At 66.2% G+C, this 25,031-nt stretch carries 1 protein-coding gene (only partly in view); it reads right to left on the bottom strand.

What is annotated here, in order from left to right; translation table 11 throughout:
- The coding region annotated (locus AB0H42_RS33270) for a non-ribosomal peptide synthase/polyketide synthase (RefSeq protein ID WP_357063194.1) crosses the window boundary (this coding region is incomplete at its 3' end): on the bottom strand, window positions 1-25,031 show 25,031 of its 31,031 nt. 6,000 nt of the annotated region lie to the left of the window's left edge.

The following is a 25,031-nucleotide window of genomic DNA, read 5'->3' as shown; positions in this document are numbered from 1 at the left end:
ATGACCTCCGCGTCCAGCGCGCGGTAGGCCACGTGCACGGTGGTCTCGGTGATGCCGTACATGTTCACCAGCACCGGCGAGGCGGTTTCCCGGTCGCCGAGCTGGACGGTGCGTCCGGTCGAGCCGTCGCCGTGCCGGGCGATCCAATCGGAGAGCCGGCGCAGTTCCAGTGCCTCACCACCGAATACGACATACCGCAGCGCGAGCGGACGTTCGGCCGCCGCGGTGCGGTCCGCCTCGGCCAGCTGATAGAACGCCGACGGCGTCTGGTTCAGCACGGTGACCCGCTCCGTGCGCAGCAGTTCCAGGAACTGCTGCGGCGAGCGCGAGGTGTAGTAGTCGACGACCACCAGGGTGCCGCCGAAGAGCAGCGGTCCCCACAGCTCCCAGACCGAGAAGTCGAACGCGTAGGAGTGGAAGAGGGTCCACACGTCCTCGGGGCCGAACCCGAACTCGCGTTCGGTATTGGCGAACAGCCGCACCACGCTGCGGTGCGCCACCGCGACGCCCTTGGGGCGGCCGGTGGAACCGGAGGTGTAGATGACGTAGGCGGTGTTGTCCGGACGCAACGGCGCCAGGCGATCGGCGTCGGAGACCGGACCGTCGTCGGCGTCCTCGATATCGCCGGCCTCCACGGCGTACCCGTCCACCACGACCCGGGAGATACCGCCGGGCAGGTCCACCCGCACCGAGGAATCCAGTACCACGGTCGCGGGACGCGCGTCCTGGAGTATGTAGGCGATCCGATCGGCGGGGGAATCCGGATCCACCGGCACGTACGCGGCACCGGATTTGATCACCGCGAGCAGGGTGACCACCAGATCCAGCGACCGCGGCAACAGCACCGCGACCCGGTCCTCCGGTCCGGCGCCCTCGGCGATCAACCGGCGCGCCAGCACATTCGCCCGGCGCTCCAACTCGGCGTAGGTGAGCTGATCGCCCTCGTACTTCGCGGCGGTCCGGTGCGGGTGTTCTCCGGCAGCAGCCTCGAACAGCCCGGCCAGGGTGGCCGTCTCGGGGTCGTCGAGCGCTACGCCGTCGATGCTGAACACCCCGGGGCGGGCATCCGCACGGGATTGCGCCCAGCGCTGTGTCACATCGAAGCGCTCGGTGTCGGCGAGCAGATCGATATCCCCGACCGCTGTCGCCGGCTCCCGGACGATCGCGCGCAGTATGCGCAGGAAACGATCGGAGAAACCGGCCACGGTCTCCGGATCGAACAGATCGGTGGCGTATGCCCACTGCATCCGCAGGCCGCCGCCGGCGGCACTCTCGGTGCCCACCGTCAGCTGGAGATCGAACTTCGACTGACCGGTCTGGAAGTCGACGACGCCGAGGTCGAGCCCGGGCAGCGATACCGCCGCCGTATCCGCCACCGATGCGGCCTCGAAGGCCAGCACGACCTGGAACAACGGGTGATGCGCCCGCGAACGGCGCGGGTTGAGGATATCGACGAGCCGCTCGAACGGGATATCGGCGTTCGCGAAGGCGGCGAGGTCGGTGCGGCGCACCTCGGCCAGTAGTTCGGTGAACGGCGTACCCGGGGCCACCTCGGTCCGCAGGACCAGGGTGTTGACGAACATACCGACCAGATCGTCGAGCGCCTGTTCGCCGCGACCGGCGATCGGGGTTCCGATACTGATATCGGAACTGCTGGACATCCGGCTCGCCCAGGTGGCGAGGGCGGCGTGCACCACCATGAACAGTGTGGTGCCGTGCGACCGGGCCAGAGTCTCCAGCGCGGTACGCAATTCGACGTCGACCACGAAATCGTGGGCGGCGCCGGAATCGGAGGATATCTCCGGCCGCGGCCGGTCGGCCGGCAGATCCAGTCGGTCGGGCATATCCCGCAACTGTTCGCGCCAGTAGGCGATCTGTTCGGCGGCCACCGATTCGGGATCGTCCTCCGAGCCCAGCACCTCACGCTGCCACAGCGTGTAATCGGCGTACTGCACCGCCAGCGGTTCCCAGGCGGGGACCACACCGCGGCTGCGGTCGTTGTAGGCGACGACGAGATCCCGCAGCAGCGGACGCGGCGAGAAGCCGTCGGCGCTGATGTGGTGTGCGACCAGGAGGAGCACGTAGTTGTGCTCGTCCAGGCGCAGCAGCGACACCCGGAACGGGAGTTCGGCCACGACGTCGAAGAGCACCCCGGCCAACTCGAGGATGCGGGCGGGCAGTTCCGCCTCGGTGACCGGCTCGGGATCGAGCTCGATATCCACCGCACCGGCCGGCAGCACCTGCTGGTAGCCGATACCGTCCACTTCCGGATACACGGTCCGCAGCACCTCGTGCCGCGCCACCAGATCCGAGACGGCCGCGCGCAACGCGTCCACGTCCAGATCACCGGTCAACCGCACCGCCAGCGGGATGTTGTAGGCCGCGGACCGATCGTCGAACCGGTTGAGGAACCACATCCGCTGCTGCGCCAGCGACAACGGCACCCGCTCCGGCCGCTCCCGCGCCGCCAGCACCGGCAGATCACCACGCCCGGTGGCGGATTCCGCGGCGGCAGCCAACGCGGCCACCGTGGAGGCCTCGAACAGCATCCGCACCGGCACCTGCACGTCCAGCGCCGCACTCAGGCGGGCCGCGACCTGGGTCGCGATCAGCGAGTTACCGCCCAGGGCGAAGAAATCATCATCGGCACCGATCCGCTCCACACCCAGCACATCGGCGAACACCCCCGCCACGATCTCCTCGATCGGCGTCGACGCAGCCCGGAACTCCCGCGTCTCGAACACCGGCGCCGGCAACGCCTTACGATCCAGCTTGCCCGAAGTGTTCAAGGGGAACGCATCCAGTTCCATGACCACGGCCGGGATCATGTACACCGGCAGCACATCACGCAGCGACTCCAGCAACACGCCGGAGTCGATCTGCTCTCCGGGTGCGGGCACGACATAGGCGACCAACTGCTCACCGAGCTCGGACGCCGCGACCGTCACGATGGCCTGGCTCACCGCCGGCTGGGCCAGCAACGCCGATTCGATCTCCCCGAGCTCGATCCGCTGACCACGGAACTTCACCTGGAAATCGGTACGACCCAGATACTCGAGCACCGGCAACGATTCGGTCCAGCCCTCGGTCGGCGAATCGCCGATCACGTGAGTCCACCGGACCAGGTCACCCGTGCGATACATCCGCTGACCGGCATCGAACGGACTCGCGACGAAACGGTCCGAACTCAGATCCGGTCGCGTCACATACCCGCGAGCCAACTGATCACCCGCGAGATAGAGCTCACCCACCACACCGGCGGGAACCGGCCGCAGACGCGAATCCAGCACATACACACGGCTGTTCCACTGCGGCACACCAATCGGCACACCAGTGGTTTCCTGACCGGTCGCCTGCCAATAGGTGATCGACACCGCAGCCTCGGTCGGACCATACAAATTGTGCACAGCAGCACCGGAAATCGCATGCATCGCCGTCACCGTCTCCGGCGGCAACGCCTCACCGATCACGAACACATGCTCGAGCGACGGAATCGAACCCGCCGCAGTATGGGCAGCGAACACACCCAACATCGACGGCACGAAATCCGTCACCGTCACTTGCTGCTCAGCGATCGTCCGCGCCAAATATTCGGTATCCCGATGACCATCGGGAGTCGCCACCACCAGGTGCGCACCGGCGGCCAAGGGCAGGAAGTAACCCCACAACGACACATCGAACGTCGTCGCCGTCTTCTGCAGATACACATCTTCTGCACCCAGCGGGTACTGCGACAACATCCACGCAACCTGATTACCGATCGCCGAATGCGGAACCGCCACACCCTTCGGACGACCCGTCGAACCCGACGTGAAAATCACATACGCCGTATTCGACGACCGCACCGGCGCCAACCGATCAGCATCGGTCACCTCGCCATCGGCGTAGCCCGACACATCCACGGTGTCCAACTCGAGCACCGGCACACCCGCACCCTCGGGCACCGCACCCGCATCACCGGTAGTCGTCAGCACACACAACGGCGACGCCGTCTCGAGAATGTAACCGATCCGCTCCGCCGGATGCGCCGGATCCAACGGCACATACGCACCACCAGCGGCCACCACCGCATACATCCCGACAACCAGATCCAACGACCGCGAAACAAGCAGACCCACCAGCGTCTCGGGACCGACACCCTGCGCGATCAGATGCCGCGCCAACCGGTTCACCCGACCAGCGAACTCGCCATAGGACAGACTCGTCCCCTCGAACGAAACCGCCACCCGCTCCGGATACGCCACAGCCGCGGCATTGAACCCGTCCAGCAGCAACCCGGCCGGGAGCGCATGCTCGGTCGCATTCCACTCCGCCAGCATCTTCGTGCGCTCGACCGGCGCCAGGATCTCCAGATCACCGACAGCCGTCTCCGGCGCGGCCAGGACCTCCTCCAGCAACCGCACGAACCGATCGGCGAACATCTCGATCGTCGAGTGATCGAACAGATCCCGGGAATACGAGAGCGCGCCCTGCATACCGGCGTCCGCGGTGTCGCCGGTCCCCCGGAAATTGAACGAGAGATCGAACTTCTCCAGGCTGGTCTCGAAATCGACCGGAGCGACCCGCAGATCCGGCAATTCGAAATGCCGGTCCGGCAGATTCTCGAATGACAGAGCCACCTGGAAAATCGGGTGGCGCGCCTGTGAACGTGCCGGATTCAGCACCTCCACCAGCCGTTCGAACGGCACATCCGCATGAGCGAACGCCTGCAGATCGGTATTCCGGACCTCCGCGAGCAATTCGGTGAAGGACATATCGCCGCGAACCGGAGTTCGCAACACCAATGTGTTGACGAACATGCCGACCAGGTTCTCCAGTGCCGCATCACCACGGCCGGCTACCGGAGTACCGACACCGATATCGGATTCTCCGGTGATCCGCGCCAGGAATACGGCCAGCGCACTGTGCACGACCATGAACGGTGAAGCATTGTGCCGCCAGCCCAGATCCACGATCCGGCGGCGGGTCTCCGGGCTGATCTCGAATGAATGAAGGCCGCCCGAGAAGGACGAAACGGCCGCGCGAGGTCGGTCCGCCGGAAGTACCAGCTCGTCCGGCAGGCCGGCCAGTTTCTCCTTCCAGTACCGCACCTGTTCGGAGATGAGCGAATTCGGATCGTCCTCCGAACCCAGCACCTCACGCTGCCACAGCGCGTAATCCGCGTACTGCACCGGAAGGCTGGCCCAGGCCGGGGGTTCCCAGCTGACGCGTGCCGCGTAGGCGGCCATCACATCTCGCGCCAGCGGGCCCATCGACCAACCGTCGGCGGAGATATGGTGCACCACCATACCGAGTACGTATTCGTTTTCGCTGATCTCGAAGAGCCGAGCATGCAGCGGTACCTCGACGGTGACGTCGAAGGCCATCGTCACCAGATCGATCAGGTGCTCGATGAGCCTGTCCTCGCGGATCAGGTACGGAGTCAGATCCGGTACCACCTGAGCCGCGTCCAGGATCACCTGGACCGGAGTCCGGCCCTTCTGCGGGAACACGGTCCGCAGCGATTCGTGCCGGTCGATCACATCGATGAAAGCAACCTGCAGGGCTGCGATGTCGAGGTAGCCGGACATCCGGATCGCGATCGGAATGTTGTTGACCGCCGATTCGGTGTCGTACCGGTTGAGGAACCACATCCGCTGCTGCGCCAGCGACAACGGCACCTGCTCCACGACTTCACCTGTGGGCAGGATCTGGATCGGGCGCTCCCGCGGCGTCAACGCCACGCGACCACTCGCACCGGCCTGTTCCACCCGCACAGCCAACGCCGCCACGGTCGGTGTCTCGAACAGCATCCGCACCGGCACCGTGGTGTCCAACGCCGCACCCAAGCGCGCGGCGACCTGGGTCGCGATCAGCGAGTTACCACCCAGCGCGAAGAAATCGTCATCGGCACCGATCCGCTCCACACCCAGCACATCGGCGAACACCCCCGCCACGATCTCCTCGATCGGCGTCGACGCAGCCCGGAACTCCCGCGTCTCGAACACCGGCGCCGGCAACGCCTTACGATCCAGCTTCCCCGAGGTGTTCAACGGGAACGCATCCAGCTCCATGACCACAGCCGGGATCATGTACACCGGCAGCACATCACGCAGATCATCGAGCAGCACAGCCGATACGATCTGCGCACCCGGAGCGGGAACCACGTAACCGACGAGCTGCTCGCCCAGATCGGACGCCGCGACGGTCACCACAGCCTGGCTCACCGCGGGCTGCGCCAGCAACGCCGATTCGATCTCACCCAGCTCGATCCGCTGACCACGGAACTTCACCTGGAAATCGGTACGACCCAGGTACTCCAGCACCGGCTGCGCATCCGAGTCGCCCTCGATACGCCGCCACCGCACCAGGTCACCGGTCCGATACATCCGCTCGGAGTCAGCAAACGGGTTCGCGACGAAACGATCCGAACTCAGATCCGGACGGGTCACATACCCGCGAGCCAACTGATCACCCGCAAGGTACAACTCACCCGTGACACCCTCGGGAACCGGCCGCAACCTGCTGTCGAGCACATACACACGGCTGTTCCACTGCGGTACACCGATCGGCACACTGCCCGACTCGTGACCGGTCGCCTGCCAATAGGTGATCGACACCGCGGCCTCGGTCGGACCATACAAATTGTGCACAGCAGCACCCGAAATCGCATGCATCGCCGTCACCGTCTCCGGCGGCAGGGCTTCACCGATCACGAACACATGCTCGAGCGACGGAATCGAACCCGCGGGAGTGTGGGCGGCGAACACACCCAACATCGACGGCACGAAGTCGGTGACCGTCACCTCTTGCTCGGCAATGATCTCCGCCAGGTAGGCCGGATCCCGGTGACCATCCGGAGCCGCCACCACCAGGTGCGCACCCGCGGCCAACGGCAGGAAGTAACCCCACAGAGACACGTCGAACGTCGTCGCCGTCTTCTGCAGATACACATCTTCTGCGCCCAGCGGGTACTGCGACAGCATCCACGCGACCTGGTTCACGATCGCCGAATGCGAGACGGCCACACCCTTGGGACGACCCGTCGAACCCGACGTGAAGATCACATACGCCGTATTCGACGGCCGCACCGGCGCCAACCGATCAGCATCGGTCACCTGCGCCGAGTCGTAACCACCGGTTTCGAGGGTATCCAACTCGAGCACCGGCACACCGGTGTCCTCCGGCACTGCCATCGCATCAGCAGTCGTGGTCAGCACACACAACGGTGCCGCGGTATCGAGAATGTAACCGATCCGCTCCGCCGGATGCGCCGGATCCAACGGCACATACGCACCACCCGCGGCGACCACCGCGTACATCCCGACCACGAGATCCAGCGACCGCGTCACCAGCAGACCCACCAGCGTCTCGGGCCCGACGCCCTGCGCGATCAGATGCCGCGCGAGCCGGTTCACCCGACCGGCGAACTCGCCATAGGACAGACTCGTCCCCTCGAACGAAACCGCCACTCGCTCCGGGTACGCCGCGGCAGCGGCATCGAACCCGTCCAGCAACAGTCCTGCCGGGAGCGCGTGCTCGGTCGCGTTCCACTCCGCCAGCATCTTCGTGTGCTCGACCGGCGCCAGGATCTCCAGATCACCGACAGCCGTCTCCGGCGCAACCAGGACCTCCTGCAGCAACCGCACGAACCGGTCCACGAATCCCTGGACGGTGGCGTGGTCGAACAGTGCGCTGGCATAGGTCAGATAACCGGACAACCCCCCCGGCACACCGGTGATGTCGTACGAGTCGTTGAGTATCAGGTTCAGGTCGAACTGTGAGATCTCGGCGTCGACATCCACCGCGGAAACCGTCAGGCCGGGCAGTTCCAATACGGACGCGGTCATGTTCTGGAACGTGAACCCGACCTGGAACAACGGATGCCGCCCCTGCGAACGCGCCGGGTTGAGCACCTCCACCAGACGCTCGAACGGCACGTCGGCATGCGCATAAGCCGCGATATCGACTTCACGCTGGCGACCGAGTAGATCCGCGAACGACTCACCGCGATCCAGCTGGGTCCGGAACACCAGCGTGTTCACGAACATACCGATCAGATCATCGAGCGCCTGCTCACCACGACCCGCCACCGGCGTACCGATAGTGATGTCATCGGCACCCGACAACCGCGACAACAACACCGCCAGCGCCGAGTGCACGACCATGAACAAAGTAGCGTTCTGCTGCTGCGCCAGCCGCACCAAACCGGCATGGGTTACCGCGTCGATCGCGACCTCGACCCGCCCACCGGCAAACGACTGCACCGCCGGACGCGGCCGATCCGACGGCAGATCCAACTGATCCGGAACACCCGCCAGCATCGACTGCCAATACCCGACCTGCTGCGCCGCGATCGACTCCGGATCGGCCTCATCACCCAGCAACTCCCGCTGCCAGATGCTGTAATCCGCATACTGCACCGGCAGGGGTGCCCACCCCGGAGCATCCCCGGCCGTCCGCGCCGCATACGCGGTCATCAGGTCCAGGGTCAGCGGTCCCACCGAGGCGCCGTCGGCCGCGATATGGTGCACCGCCATCGCCAGCACGAATTCGCCGGCGGCGGAAACCTCGCCGGTATCGCCCGCACCGGCCACCTGCAACAATTCGACCCGCAGCGGCACCTCGGCCGTCACATCGAAACCGGCCGACAGCAACTCACTGATCCTGGCCACCGGATCATCGGTAGCGACGAGCGGGAGACCACCGGCGATCACCTGCGCGGTGGGAAGCACATCCTGGTACGGCACCCCACCCGGACCCACCGGATAGCGTGTCCGCAAGGTTTCGTGGCGGTCCACCACATCGGCGACTGCCTGCCGCAGAGCGGGAATATCGAGATCACCGGACAGGCGGACGGCGACCGGAATGTTGTAAGCGGCCGAATCCGTATCGAACTGATTCAGGAACCACATACGCTGCTGCGCCAACGACAACGGCACCCGCTCCGGCCGCGGCTGCGCCACCAACGCCTGCCGCCCACCCGAACCAGCGTGCCGCTCCACCCGCACCGCCAAACCGGCCACCGTGGACGCCTCGAACAACATCCGCACCGGCACCGTGGCATTCAGCGCCTTACCCAAACGCGCAGCAACCTGCGTCGCGACCAGCGAATTACCGCCCAGCGCGAAGAAATCATCGTCGGCGCCGACACGATCCACACCGAGCACCTCGGCGAACGTATTCGCCACGATCTCCTCGATCGGAGTCGACGGCGCCCGGAACTCCAGCACCTCGAACACCGGCTCCGGCAGCGCCCTACGGTCGAGCTTCCCGTTGGCATTCAGCGGCAGCGCATCGAGCTCCACAAACACCGACGGCACCATGTACGACGGCAACCGCCGCGCCAGCTCCGACTGAATCCGCCCCGTATCCAAGCCGGCCGCACCACTGGGCACCACATACCCGACCAGCCGGTCACCGGTCCGCGGATCCGACTTCGCCAATACCGCGGTCTGCGCGACCTCCGGCAACGCCAGCAACGCCGCCTCGATCTCACCCAGCTCGATCCGGAAACCACGAATCTTCACCTGGAAATCGGAGCGACCCACATAATCCAGTTCACCGGCCGTCGTCCAGCGAACCACATCGCCGGTGCGATACATCCGCTGTCCCGCCACGAACGGGTCCGCCACGAACCGATCCGCGGACAGGTCCGGGCGACCGAAATAACCGTGCGCCAACTGCGCACCGGCCAGATACAGCTCACCCGCGACACCGTCGGGCACCGGCCGCAACCGCGAATCCAACACGTACACGCGCGAATTCCACTGCGGCACACCGATCGGCACCGAGACCACATCGGCATCGGTGACGGTATGCGTGGTGACCGAGACCGCCGCCTCGGTCGGGCCATACAGGTTGAACAACCCGATACCCGGAGAGGCAGTGAGCATCCGCTGCGCGGTCGCCGCGGGTAGCGCCTCACCGATCGCCAGCACCCGCCGCAGCGAGCCGGGCATACCGTCATCCGCGGTGAGCAGCGCCTCCAGCATCGACGGCACCACCGTCAACGTCGTCACGCCCTCGCCACGCATCACACGGTTGAGGTAGGCCGGGTCCTGATGACCGTCCGGTGACGCGATGACCATCCGGCCACCACTCGCCGCGGCGGTCCAGAACTCCCACACCGACAGGTCGAACGTCGCGGCAGTCTTCAGCAGGATCGCATCCGTGGCTTCCAGCCCGAACTCGGCCGTGATGTACCGCAACTGGTTGACGATCGCCGCATGCGGCACCGCCACACCCTTCGGGCGACCCGTCGACCCGGACGTGAAGATCACATACGCCGTATTCGACGCCCGCAACGGCGCGATCCGCTCGGCATCGGACACCGGGGAAGCGTCGAAGCCCGCGAGATCCAGCTCGTCGAGCACCACGACCGGCGTATCCGCGACACCGCCGCCCGCGGTATTCGTCAGCACGCAGACCGGTGCCGCGGTGTCCAGGATGTAACCGGTCCGTTCGGCCGGCTGATCCGGATCCACCGGCACATACACACCACCCGCGGTGGCCACCGCGTACATCGCCACGACCAGGTCCACCGACCGCCGCAACCCGAGCACGACCCGATCCTGCGGGCCCACACCCTGAGCGACCAGGTACCGGGCCAACCGATTGACTCGCGCACCCAGCTCGGCATATGTGATCTGTGCACCGTCGGCGGCCACCAGCGCCACCGCATCCGGCGCCGCCGCAACCGAAGCATCCAGCAACGTCACCAAAGTTGCCGCCGAATCGAGCTCCCGCGCAGTCGAATTACGCTGCGCCAGCGCCGCCCGCTCGGCCGGAGCCAGGATCTCCAACTCGCCGACCGCCGTCTCCGGCGCCGCCACGATCTCACCCAGCAACCGCAGAAAACGATCCACGAACTCCTGCGCCGTGGACCGATCGAACAGATCGGTGGCATAGGTCAACTGACCCCGCACACCCCGCGGCGCACCCTCACCGTCGTACTCATCGGCAACGATCAAATGCAGATCGAACTGGGAGACACCGGTATCGACTTCGACACCCGAGACCGTCAGACCCGGCAACTCCAGGCTCGACTGCGCCAGATTCTGGAACGAGAGACCGACCTGGAACAACGGATTCCGCGCGGTCGACCGTGCCGGATTCAGCACCTCCACCAACCGCTCGAACGGCACATCCGCATGCGCGAACGCCGCGATATCGACCTCACGCTGGCGGGACAGCAGGTCGGCGAACGACTCACCGCGATCCAGCTCGGTCCGGAACACCAGCGTGTTCACGAACATACCGATCAGATCATCGAGCGCCTGCTCACCACGACCCGCCACCGGCGTACCGATAGTGATGTCATCGGCACCCGACAACCGCGACAACAACACCGCCAAAGCCGAATGCACAACCATGAACAAGGTCGCATTCTGCTGCTGCGCCACCCGCTGCAAACCGGCATGGGTCCGCGCGTCGATCGCGACCTCGACCCGGCCACCGGCGAAGGACTGCACCGCCGGACGCGGCCGATCCGACGGCAGATCCAACTGATCCGGAATACCCGCCAGCGTCGACTGCCAATATCCGACCTGCTGTGCTGCCAGCGATTTCGGATCGGCTTCGTCACCGAGTAGTTCTCGCTGCCAGATGCTGTAATCCGCGTACTGCACCGGCAGCGGTGCCCACCCCGGAGCAGCCCCGGCCGTCCGCGCCACATACGCGGTCATCAGATCCCGGATCAGCGGCCCCACCGACGAGCCGTCACCGGAAATATGGTGCACCACCATCGCCAGCACGAACTCACCGGAAGCAGACTCACCGGCCACCACGGATTCGGCGTCGGCCGCCTGTCCCACCTCGAACAAGGCCAACCGCAACGGCACCTCGGCCGTCACATCGAACCCGGCCGACGCCAACTCCGACACCGCCGACACCACATCCGCAGCAGCCACCGCACGCACCCGGAACTCCGGCACCGCATCCACAGCCGGAAGCACCACCTGCACCGGACCCGAATCGGTCTCCGGATACACCGTCCGCAAAACCTCATGCCGGCCCACCACATCGGCAACCGCCGCACGCAACGCAGCCACATCCAGATCACCGGACAACCGCACAGCCATCGGAATGTTGTAAGCCGCCGACCGACCATCGAACCGGTTCAAGAACCACATACGCTGCTGCGCCAACGACAACGGCACCCGCTCCGGCCGCGGCTGCGCCACCAACGCCTGCCGCCCACCCGAACCAGCGTGCCGCTCCACCCGCACCGCCAAACCGGCCACCGTGGACGCCTCGAACAACATCCGCACCGGCACCGTGGCATTCAGCGCCTTACCCAACCGCGCAGCAACCTGCGTCGCGACCAGCGAATTACCGCCCAGCGCGAAGAAATCATCGTCGGCGCCGACACGATCCACACCGAGCACCTCGGCGAACGTATTCGCCACGATCTCCTCGATCGGAGTCGACGGCGCCCGGAACTCCAGCACCTCGAACACCGGCTCCGGCAGCGCCCTACGGTCGAGCTTCCCGTTGGCATTCAGCGGCAGCGCATCGAGCTCCACAAACACCGACGGCACCATGTACGACGGCAACCGCCGCCCGAGCTCGGACTGGATACTTGCTGTATCCACACTCGCATCCCCGGTGGGCACCACATATCCGACCAGGCGATCGCCGGTCCGCGGATCCGACTTCGCCAATACCGCGGTCTGCGCGACCTCCGGCAACGCCAGCAACGCCGCCTCGATCTCCCCCAGCTCGATCCGGAAACCACGAATCTTCACCTGGAAATCCGTGCGACCCCGGTACTCGAGCTCGCCCGCACTGTTCCAGGCGACGAGGTCACCGGTGCGATACATCCGCTGTCCCGCCACGAACGGGTCCGCTACGAACCGATCCGCGGACAGGTCCGGGCGACCGAAATACCCGTGCGCCAACTGCGCACCCGCCAGATACAGCTCACCCGCGACACCGTCGGGCACCGGCCGCAGCCGGCCGTCCAGCACATACACACGGCTGTTCCACTGCGGCACACCGATCGGCACCGACACCACATCCGCCGTACTGACGGTATGGGTGGTAACCGACACCGCCGCCTCGGTCGGACCGTAGAGGTTGAACAACCCGGCACCCGGCGAACGGGTGAGCACCTTCTGCGCGGTCGTTACCGGCAGGGCCTCACCGATAGCGAGCACCCGCCGCACCGGCTCCGGCAACCCGGTGCCGGTGTCCAGCAAGGCGTCCAGCATCGACGGGACCACCGTCAAAGTGGTGACCCGTTCGCGGTCCATCAGCTCGTTCAGGTACGACGGGTCCCGATGCCCGTCGGCTTCGGCGATCACCATCCGGCCGCCGGACACCGCCGCGGTCCAGAACTCCCACACCGACAGGTCGAACGTCGCGGCAGTCTTCAGCAGGATCGCATCCGTGGCTTCCAGCCCGAACTCGGCCGTGATGTACCGCAACTGGTTGACGATCGCCGCATGCGGCACCGCCACACCCTTCGGGCGACCCGTCGACCCGGACGTGAAGATCACATACGCCGTATTCGACGCCCGCAACGGCGCGATCCGCTCGGCATCGGACACCGGCGATGCGTCGAAACCGCCGGTATCGACGGCATCCAGCGCCACCACGGAGGCGGTGGCGATACCGGCTTCGGCGCCGAGCTCGAGATCACCGGCGGTCAGCACGCAGACGGGTGCCGCGGTGTCCAGGATGTAACCGGTCCGCTCGGCCGGCTGGTCCGGATCCACCGGCACATACACACCACCCGCGGTGGCCACCGCGTACATCGCCACGACCAGGTCCACCGACCGCCGCAACGCCAACCCGACGCGATCCTGCGGACCGACGCCCGCCGAAATCAGGTACCGGGCCAACCGGTTGACCCGGGCACCCAGTTCCGCATATGTGATCTGTGCACCGTCGGCGGCCACCAGGGCCACCGCATCGGGCGTGGCCGCAACCGTGGCGTCCAACAGCGATGCCAGGGTCGCCGCCGGCTCCAGCTCCCGCACAGTCGAATTACGCTGCGCCAGCGCCGCCCGCTCGGCCGGAGCCAGGATCTCCAACTCGCCGACCGCCGTCTCCGGCGCCGCCACGATCTCACCCAGCAACCGCAGAAAACGATCCACGAACTCCTGCGCCGTGGACCGATCGAACAGATCGGTGGCATAGGTCAACTGACCCCGCACACCCCGCGGCGCACCCTCACCGTCGTACTCATCGGCAACGATCAAATGCAGATCGAACTGCGAAACACCGGTATCGACATCCAGCCCCGACACCGTCAGACCCGGCAACTCCAAACTCGACAGCGCCAGATTCTGGAACGAGAAACCCACCTGGAACAACGGATTCCGCGCCGTGGACCGCGCCGGATTCAGGACCTCCACCAAACGCTCGAACGGCACATCCGCATGCGCGAACGCCGCGATATCGACTTCGCGCTGGCGACCGAGCAGATCCGCGAACGACTCGCCACCATCGACCTGCGTCCGGAACACCAGGGTATTCACGAACATACCGATCAGATCGTCCAGCGCCCGCTCACCACGACCCGCCACCGGCGTACCGATAGTGATGTCATCAGCACCCGACAACCGCGACAACAACACCGCCAAAGCCGAATGCACGACCATGAACAAAGTGGCGTTCTGCTGCCGGGCAACCCGCTGCAAACCGGCATGGGTTTCCGCGTCGATCGCGACCTCGACCCGCCCACCGGCAAACGACTGCACCGCCGGACGCGGCCGATCCGACGGCAGATCCAACTGATCCGGAACACCCGCCAGCATCGACTGCCAATACCCGACCTGCTGCGCCGCGATCGACTCCGGATCGGCCTCATCACCCAGCAACTCCCGCTGCCAGATGCTGTAATCCGCATACTGCACCGGCAACGGTGCCCACCCCGGCACCTCACCCGCGATCCGTGCGACATAGGCGTTCATCAGATCCCGGATCAAGGGCCCTACCGACGAGCCGTCGCCGGAAATGTGGTGCACCACCATCGCCAGCACGTACTCACCGGATGCCCCGCCGTCGGCCGCCTGACCGACCTCGAACAAGGCCAACCGCAACGGCACCTCGGCCGTCACATCGAACCCGGCCGACGCCAACTCCGACACCGCCGACACCACGTCCGCAGCAGCCACCGCACGCACCCGGAACTCCGGCACCGCATCCACAGCCGGAAGCACCACCTGCACCGGACCCGAATCGGTCTCCGGATACACCGTCCGCAAAACCTCATGCCGGCCCACCACATCGGCAACCGCCGCACGCAACGCAGCCACATCCAGATCACCGGACAACCGCACAGCCATCGGAATGTTGTAAGCCGCCGACCGACCATCGAACCGGTTCAAGAACCACATACGCTGCTGCGCCAACGACAACGGCACCCGCTCCGGCCGCTCACGCGGCGCCAGCACCGGCAGATCCCCCCGACCGGTGGCGGTCTCGGCGGCAGCGGCCAACGCGGCGACGGTGGACGCTTCGAACAGCAACCGCACCGGCACGGTGGTGTCCAGGGCGGCCCCGAGACGGGCCGCGACCTGGGTCGCGATCAGCGAATTACCGCCCAGCGCGAAGAAATCGTCGTCTGCGCCGACTCGCTCGATGCCCAGGACTTCGGCGAAGACACCCGCCACGATCTCCTCGATCGGAGTCGACGGGGCACGGAACTCGCGGGCCTCGAAGACCGGTTCCGGGAGCGCCTTGCGGTCCAGCTTGCCCACCGGGGTCAGCGGGATCTCGTCCAGCACCATCAGTGCCGAGGGGACCATATGCGCCGGCAACCGCTCCGACACGAACTCGGTCACCGCGACGGTGTCCACACTCCGTCCCGGCACCGCCAGCACATACGACACCAGAATCGTCGCCCCGGCACCGGTGTCGTGACCGACGGTTATCGCGAATTCCACGTCCGGGTGCGCACCCAGGGCGGTATCGATCTCGCCCAGTTCCACCCGGAAACCACGGACCTTGACCTGGAAGTCCGAACGGCCCACATAGTCCAGTTCCCAGTTCACCGTCGGCGACGCCTCGTTGCCGGCCCGCGCACCGGGCGTCGCGTACCAACGCACCACATCACCGGTGCGATACATCCGCGAACCCTCGAAGCCGTACGGGTTGGCCACGAACCGATCCGCGGACAACCCCGGCCGATTCAGATAACCGCGGGCCAATCCACCGCCGGCAAGATACAGCTCACCCGCCACACCCGGCGGCACCGGCCGCAACCGCGCATCCAGCACCAGCGCCGCCATACCGTGTACCGGTTCACCGATGGTGACGTGGTCACCGGCGGAAAGTCGTGCGTACGACGAGATGATGGTCGTCTCGGTGGGGCCGTACCCGTTGAAGTACTTGCGACCCGGCTCCCACTTCGCCAGCAGTTCCGGGGTGGTCACATCGCCACCGACCGACACCACTTCCAGCGCGTCCAGACCCGCCGGATCCACGGTCCCCAGCACCGCCGGAGTGATCACCGCATGGGTCACCGCCTCGGCGCGCAGGAGTTCGGCCAGTTCCGGGCCACCGATGATCTCGCCCGGCACCACGACGAGCGTCGCACCCACGAATGCGGCACACACCCATTCCAGCACCGACGGATCGAAACTCGGCGAACAGATGTGCAGGAACCGATGCCGCGAATCGAGACCGTACAGATCGGCCGCCACATCGACCAGGCCGCCGAGACCGGTATGGGTCACCGTCACGCCCTTGGGCAGACCTGTCGAACCCGAGGTGTAGATGACATACGCCGGATGCGCCATCGCCAACGGCGCGATCCGATCCGCATCGGTCACCGCAGTGTCCGGTTCGGCGTCGATTCGCGCCTGCAATTCCGGGTCGTCGAGCAGCAGCCACTGGACATCGCCGGGCAACCGGTCCACCTGCTCGCTACTGGTCAGGCCCAGCACAGCACCGGAATCGGAGAGCATATGCCGCACCCGGTCGAGCGGATACTTCGGATCCACCGGAAGATGTGCGCCACCGGCCTTGGCGACGGCCCAGAACGCGAGCACGATCTCATAGGAACGCGGCAGCGCCGAGGCCACGATCCGCTCCGGGCCGACACCGCGTTCGATGAGCACTCGCGCCAACCGCGACGACTGCGCGTCCAACTCCCGATACGTCACGGACCGGCCGCGGTAACGCACCGCCACACCGTCCGGATTCACCCGCGCACCATGGGTCAGGATCTCCGGCAACAGCCCCGTTGCCATGACATCGTCACCGTGCACATGGGTCAACAGGCCGTATTCGGAGCCGTCGAGGATCGGCAGGTCGCCGATCGGCGCCTCCGGATCCCGCACGACCGCCGACAGCACACGCAGGAACCGGCTCGCGAAAACACCGACGGTGTCCTCGTCGAACATGTCACGGGCATAAGAGAACGCCGCCGCCAGACCCGAATCGGTTTCGGTGATACGCAGCGAGAGATCGAACTTCGCCGGATCGATATCGAAATCGATGGCACCGACCCGCAGTCCGGGCAGCTCGAAATCGGCCGGCGGCAGATTCTCGAACGACAAAGCCACCTGGAACAACGGATGCCGAGCGGTCGAACGCTCCACATCGACCAGCTCCACCAGCCGCTCGAACGGAATATCGGCATGCGCGAACGCCTGCAGATCCGCCTCACGAGTCGCCGCCAAGAACTCCGCGAAACTCGCCCCACCCCGCACACGCGACCGCAACACCAGCGTATTGACGAACATCCCGACCACATCGTCGAGCTCGGCCTCACCACGACCCGCGATCGGCGTACCCACCGCCACATCATCGGTAGCCGACAACCGCGCCAACAGCAACGCCAGCACCGCATGTACCACCATGAACACCGTCGCGTTGTGCTCGGCAGCCAACCGCGACACCGCCCGATGCAACTCCGCATCGATCTCGAACGGCACAGTGCCACCGACCACCGACCGCACCGTCGGACGCGGCCGGTCACCCGGCAGATTCAGCTCATCCGGCAACCCGGCCAGCGTCTCGCGCCAATACGCGGCCTGCGCGCTGACCAGGCTCGCCGGGTCGTCCTCCGAACCCAGCACTTCGCGCTGCCATAGGCTGTAATCGGCGTACTGCACCGCAGGCGGCGACCACACCGGAGCCGATCCGGCGGCACGCGAGGCATAAGCGGCTACCAGATCCCGGGTCAGCGGCCCCATCGACCAGCCGTCGGCACTGATGTGGTGCATCACGAACACCAGCACGTATTCGTTGCCACCCGGATGGAACAGTGCCACCCGCAACGGCACCTCGGCCGACACGTCGAACCCGGCCGACATCACCTCGACGGCCCGCGCCCGCAACTCGTCCGCGGGCACGGTAACCGCCGCCAGATCGGGCGCCACCTCGCCGACCGGCAGCACCAGTTGGTACGGTCGCCCGTCCTGCGCCGGATAAACCGTCCGCAACGTCTCGTGCCGGCCCACCACATCGGCGACCGCCTGCTCCAAAGCAGCGATATCGAGATCACCGGTCAGGCGGACGGCGACCGGAAGGTTGTAGGCGGCCGAATCCGTATCGAACTGGTTCAGGAACCACATCCGCTGCTGCGCCAGCGACAACGGCACCCGCTCCGGCCGTTCCCGCGCCGCCAGCACCGGCAGATCCCCACGCCCGGTGGCGGATTCCGCGGCGGCAGCCAACGCGGCCACCGTGGAGGCCTCGAACAACAACCGCACCGGCACCGTGGTGTCCAACGCCGCACCCAGGCGCGCGGCAACCTGGGTCGCGATCAGCGAGTTACCACCGAGAGCGAAGAAATCGTCATCGGCACCGACCCGCTGCACACCGAGCACATCGGCGAACACCCCCGCCACGATCTCCTCGATCGGCGTCGACGCAGCCCGGAACTCCCGCGTCTCGAACACCGGGGCAGGCAGCGCTTTACGATCCAGCTTCCCCGAGGTGTTCAACGGGAACGCATCCAGTTCCATGACCACGGCCGGGATCATGTACACCGGCAGCACATCACGCAGATCATCGAGCAGCACCGCCGAAACGATCTGCGCACCCGGTGCGGGAACCACGTAACCGACGAGCTGCTCGCCCAGATCCGACGCCGCGACCGTCACCACAGCCTGGCTCACCACCGGCTGCGCCAACAGAGCCGACTCGATCTCACCCAGCTCGATCCGCTGACCACGGAACTTCACCTGGAAATCGGTACGACCCAGATACTCCAGCACCGGTTCGATCCGGCCCTCGACCTCGGCCCGACTCCACCGCACCAAGTCACCGGTCCGATACATCCGCTCGGAGTCAGCAAACGGGTTCGCGACGAAACGGTCCGCCGACAGATCCGGTCGCGTCACATACCCGCGAGCCAACTGATCACCCGCGAGATAGAGCTCACCCACCACACCGGCGGGAACCGGCCGCAGACGCGAGTCCAGCACATACACACGGCTGTTCCACTGCGGCACACCGATCGGCACACCAGTGGTTTCCTGACCGGTGGCCTGCCAATAGGTGATCGACACCGCAGCCTCGGTCGGACCATACAAGTTGTGCACAGCAGCACCGGAGATCGCGTGCATTGCCGTCACCGTCTCCGGTGGCAGGGCTTCACCGATCACGAACACGTGCTCGAGGCTGCGGATGGCTTCCGCCGGAGTATGGGCGGCGAACACACCCAACATCGACGGCACGAAATCCGTCACCGTCACTTGCTGCTCAGCGATCGTCCGCGCCAAATACTCGGTATCCCGATGACCATCCGGAGTCGCCACCACCAGATGCGCACCCGCCGCCAACGGCAGGAAATAACCCCACAACGACACATCGAACGTCGTCGCCGTCTTCTGCAGATACACGTCCGAGGCATCCAGCGGGTATTCCGCCAGCATCCACGCGACCTGGTTCACGATCGCCGAATGCGGGACCGCCACACCCTTCGGACGCCCGGTGGAACCGGATGTGAAGATCACATACGCCGTATTCGACGGCTGCAACGACCCACGCCGGTCCGCATCGGTGACCGGTGCAGTGCCGTACCCATCGAGGTCGAGGGTGTCCACAGCCAGCACCGGCACTTCCGCGCCTTCGGGCACCGCACCCGCATCACCGGTAGTCGTCAGCACACACAACGGCGACGCCGTCTCGAGAATGTAACCGATCCGCTCCGCCGGATGCGCCGGATCCAACGGCACATACGCACCACCCGCGGCCACCACCGCATACATCCCGACAACCAGATCCAACGACCGCGAAACAAGCAACCCGACCAACGTCTCCGGGCCCACACCCTGCGCGATCAGATGCCGCGCCAACCGGTTCACCCGACCGGCGAACTCGCCATAGGACAGACTCGTCCCCTCGAACGAAACCGCCACTCGCTCCGGATGCGCCGCAGCCGCGGCATTGAACCCGTCCAGCAGCAACCCGGCCGGGAGCGCATGCTCGGTCGCGTTCCACTCCGCCAGTACCTGGTCCCGCTCGACCGCGGCGAGAATCTCCAGATCGCCGACAGCGGTCTGCGGGGCCTCGACGATCTCGCGCAGCAACCGCACGAACCGGTCCACGAATCCCTGGACGGTGGCGTGGTCGAACAGTGCGCTGGCATAGGTCAGATAACCGGCCAAACCCTCCGGATCGCCGGTGAGGTCATAGGAGTCATTGACTATCAGGTTCAGGTCGAACTGCGAGATCTCGGTATCGATATCGACACCCGACACCGTCAGACCCGGCAACTCCAGACTCGACTCCGCCAGGTTCTGGAAGGTGAGCCCCACTTGGAACAGCGGGTGCCGCGCGGTGGATCGTGCCGGATTCAGCACCTCCACCAAACGCTCGAACGGCACATCCGCATGCGCGAACGCCGCGATATCGACCTCACGCTGGCGGGACAGCAGACCGGTGAAGGATTCACCACGATCCAACTGGGTCCGGAACACCAGCGTGTTCACGAACATACCGATCAGATCATCGAGCGCCTGCTCACCACGACCCGCCACCGGCGTACCGATAGTGATGTCATCGGCACCCGACAACCGCGACAACAACACCGCCAACGCGGAATGCACAACCATGAACAGCGTCGCGCCCTGCTGCTGCGCCACCCGCACCAAACCGGCATGGGTTTCCGCATCGATCGCGACCTCGACCCGCCCGCCCGCGAAGGACTGTACAACCGGACGCGGCCGATCGGTCGGCAGATCCAACTGATCCGGCACCCCGGCCAGCGCCGACTGCCAATAGGTGAGCTGGGCGGCCGCGATCGACTCCGGATCGGCCTCGTCACCCAGCAACTCCCGCTGCCAGATGCTGTAATCCGCATACTGCACCGGCAGGGGTGCCCACCCCGGCACCTCGCCCACGGAACGAGCCGCGTAGGCGGTCATCACGTCCCGGGTCAGCGGCCCCACCGAGGCGCCGTCGGCCGCGATATGGTGCACCACCATCGCCAGCACGAATTCGCCGGCGACACCGGAGGCTTCGTCCATATCGCCCGCGCCCCGCACGCGCAACAGTTCGACCCGCAGCGGCACCTCGGCAGCCACATCGAAGCCGGCGGATGCCAACTCCGCCACCGCCGGCACGACGTCCTCGGCAGCTACCGAACGCACCTGCAAACGCGGTGCGGCGTCCCCGGCCGGCAAGACCACCTGCACCGGACCCGATTCGGTCTCCGGATACACCGTCCGCAGTACCTCGTGCCGGGCGACCACATCGGCGACCGCCGCGCGCAGGGCCTCCACATCCAGATCACCGGATAAGCGGAGCGCCAGCGGCAGGTTGTAGGCCGCCGAGCCTCCGTCGAAGCGGTTGAGGAACCACATGCGCTGCTGTGCCGGCGACAACGGCACCGCTCCCACGGTCTCGCCCGAGACCGAAACCCGCGTCGGACGCGGCCGCCGCATCAATGCAGGGCGCCCGCCGGCGCCGGCGAGCTGTTCGACCCGCACGGCCAGACCGGCCACGGTCGGCGCCTCGAACAGGGCACGCACCGGTACCGTGGAATCGAGTGCGGCACCGAGCCGGGCCGCGGCCTGGGTCGCGATCAGCGAGTTACCGCCCAGCGCGAAGAAATCGTCATCGGCACCGATCCGCTCGATACCGAGAATGTCGGCGAACACATCCGCCACGATCTGCTCGATCGGAGTCGACGGCGCCCGGAACTCCCGGGTCTCGAACACCGGGGCAGGCAGCGCTTTACGATCCAGCTTCCCGGAGGTGTTCAACGGGAACGCGTCCAGTCCCATGACCACCGCGGGAACCATGTAGACCGGCAGCACACCACGGAGGGATTCCAGTAGTGCAGCCGATTCGATCTGCTCTCCGGGCGCGGGCACGACATAGGCGACCAACTGCTCACCCAGATCCGACGCCGCGACCGCCACCACAGCCTGGCTCACCACCGGCTGCGCCAACAGAGCCGACTCGATCTCACCCAACTCGATCCGCTGACCACGGAACTTCACCTGGAAATCGGTACGACCCAGATACTCCAGCACCGGCAGCGACTCGGTCCGGCCCGCTGCCTCGACCTCGGTCCGGCTCCACCGCACCAGGTCGCCCGTGCGATACATCCGCTGACCGGCATCGAACGGACTCGCCACAAAACGATCCGACGACAGATCCGGACGGGTCACATAGCCCCGAGCCAGCTGATCACCGGCAAGATACAACTCACCCGTCACACCCTCGGGAACCGGCCGCAACCGCGAATCCAGCACATATACGCGCGAATTCCACTCCGGCACACCGATCGGCACACTGCCCGACTCGTGACCGGTCGCCTGCCAATAGGTGATCGACACCGCAGCCTCGGTCGGACCATACAAATTGTGCACAGCAGCACCGGAAATCGCGTGCATCGCCGTCACCGTCTCCGGTGGCAGGGCTTCACCGATCACGAACACATGCTCGAGCGACGGAATCGAACCCGCGGGAGTGTGGGCGGCGAACACACCCAGCATCGACGGCACGAAATCCGTCACCGTGACCTGCTGCTCAGCGATCGTCCGCGCCAAATACTCGGTATCCCGATGACCATCCGGGGACGCCACGAACAGACGCGCACCCGCCGCCAGCGGCAGGAAGTAACCCCACAGAGAAACGTCGAACGTCGTCGCCGTCTTCTGCAGGTAGACATCCGACGCATCCATCGGATACTGCGACAGCATCCACGCGACCTGGTTCACGATCGCCGAATGCGAGACGGCCACACCCTTGGGACGGCCGGTCGAACCCGATGTGAAGATCACATACGCCAGATTCGACCCACGCAGCGGCTCACGCCGATCCGCGTCCGAAAGGGCCGTATCCGCATAGCCGGCCAGATCGACCTCGTCGACCACCACCACCGGACGCCGCGTGTCGAACGCGTCCGCGCTGCTGGTCAGCACACACACCGGTGCGGCGGTATCGAGCACATAGTCGATCCGCTCGGCGGGATGGTCGAGATCCAGCGGCACATAGGCACCACCCGCGGCGACGACCGCATGGATGGCCACCACCAACTCGACCGAACGGCGCATCGCGATCGCCACCGGCATTTCCGGGCCCACCCCGGCCTCGATCAGATGGCGCGCCAGCCGATTGACCCGGCCGGTGAATTCGGCATAGGTGAGCGCCCGGCCCTCGGCGGCAACGGCGACCGCGTCGGGCGTACGCGCCGCCTGCTCGGCGAGCAGGTCCGGCAGGGTGACGCTCGGTACCGTCCGCGCCGAATCGTTCCACTCCACCAGCATTCGGGAGCGTTCGGCCGCGGTGGTGAGGTCCAGCTCCCACACCGGCGTATCGGTTCCGGCCGCGAGGAAGCGGTCGAAGAACTCCAGGAAACGCGTGTGGTGCCCGCCGGCCTCGGCGGTGGTGTACAGGTTGGGGTTGTACTCGAAGTCGAGATGCAACCGGGCGCCGCGCATCGACTGATAGAGGTTGACGCTGAGATCGCCGATGCTACCGGTGGTCAGCACCTGCAGGGTGCCGACCATGTCGCCGAGGACGATCTCGTCGTCGAACAGCATGATGTTGACCAGCGGACCGAAGGACGTGGTGATCGCGTCCGCGTCGCGGCGGATATCCTCGCTCCGGTAGCGCTGGTGCCGCAGGGCCCCGGCCACCTCCACCTGGATCTGCCGCAGCAGCTCCGCGACCGTGGTGTCGTATCCGACCCGCAAGCGCAGTGGAACGATATTCGACAACACGCCGGCCGAGCGGCGCATGGCCGCCGTGACCCGCGCGGTGACGGGCAGGCTCAAGCTCACTTCTCGGGTGCCCGTGCACTGCGCGAGGTAGGCGGCGAAGGCGGCGAGCAGTTCCTGGGCCGAGGTGGAATCGCGCCGGGCCAGGGCCGCGTCGAGCACGGCCTGCCGGTCATCGGTCAGCGCCGCGCGGCGCACTCCCTTGCGGGCGGCCGGCGCGGCTGTCCGGCCGGTGAGGCCGGTGCCCGCCTCGGGGTCCGGGACACGTTCGGCCCAGTACTCTTTGTCCGATTCGAACCGTGTACTGCCGCGATAGGCGATTTCCTGCTCGTACAGCGTGCCCAGCGACACCGCTTTGGACGCGGCCGGCTCGGTCCCGTTGCGATAGGCCGTGTAGAGCTCGGCGATCCGGTTCACGGCGGTCATCGCGCCGAAACCGTCGATCGCGATGTGGTGGACGCGCGAGTACCAGTACCAGTGCTCGTCGCCCAACTGCAGGGCATAGGAGACCGACAGCCGGTCCTCGGTCAGCTTCAGGGGACGGCTGTACTCGCTGTGCATCCACTCCTGAGCGGCCGCGGCCGGATCATCGGCATCGCGCAGGTCGATATAGGTGACGCCCTCGTGATCGGCGATCGAATAGTCCACCCACTGCAGCGGCTCGCCATCCCGTTCGACGATGCGCAGGAAGGTGGACCCCATCTCGAGGAAGGCATCCAGGACCGCCCGGGTCAGGGTGTCGACATGGAGCTCACCGTGCAGCTCGACATAATGCGCGATATTGATCGGAACCTGTGGGTCCAAGTGCTGCGCATACCAGATGCCCAGCTGTGCGGGCGACAGGGGGAACAGGCTCCCGTCCGTGGCTGCTGCGCCACTGTCCGTACCGTTCCCGCCGTTGTCCAGCCGGTCCAA

It is taken from the genome of Nocardia sp. NPDC050799 (assembly GCF_040654015.1).
In the GTDB taxonomy this organism is placed as follows: Bacteria; Actinomycetota; Actinomycetes; order Mycobacteriales; family Mycobacteriaceae; genus Nocardia.
This window is presented reverse-complemented; position numbering and strand designations above follow the sequence as displayed.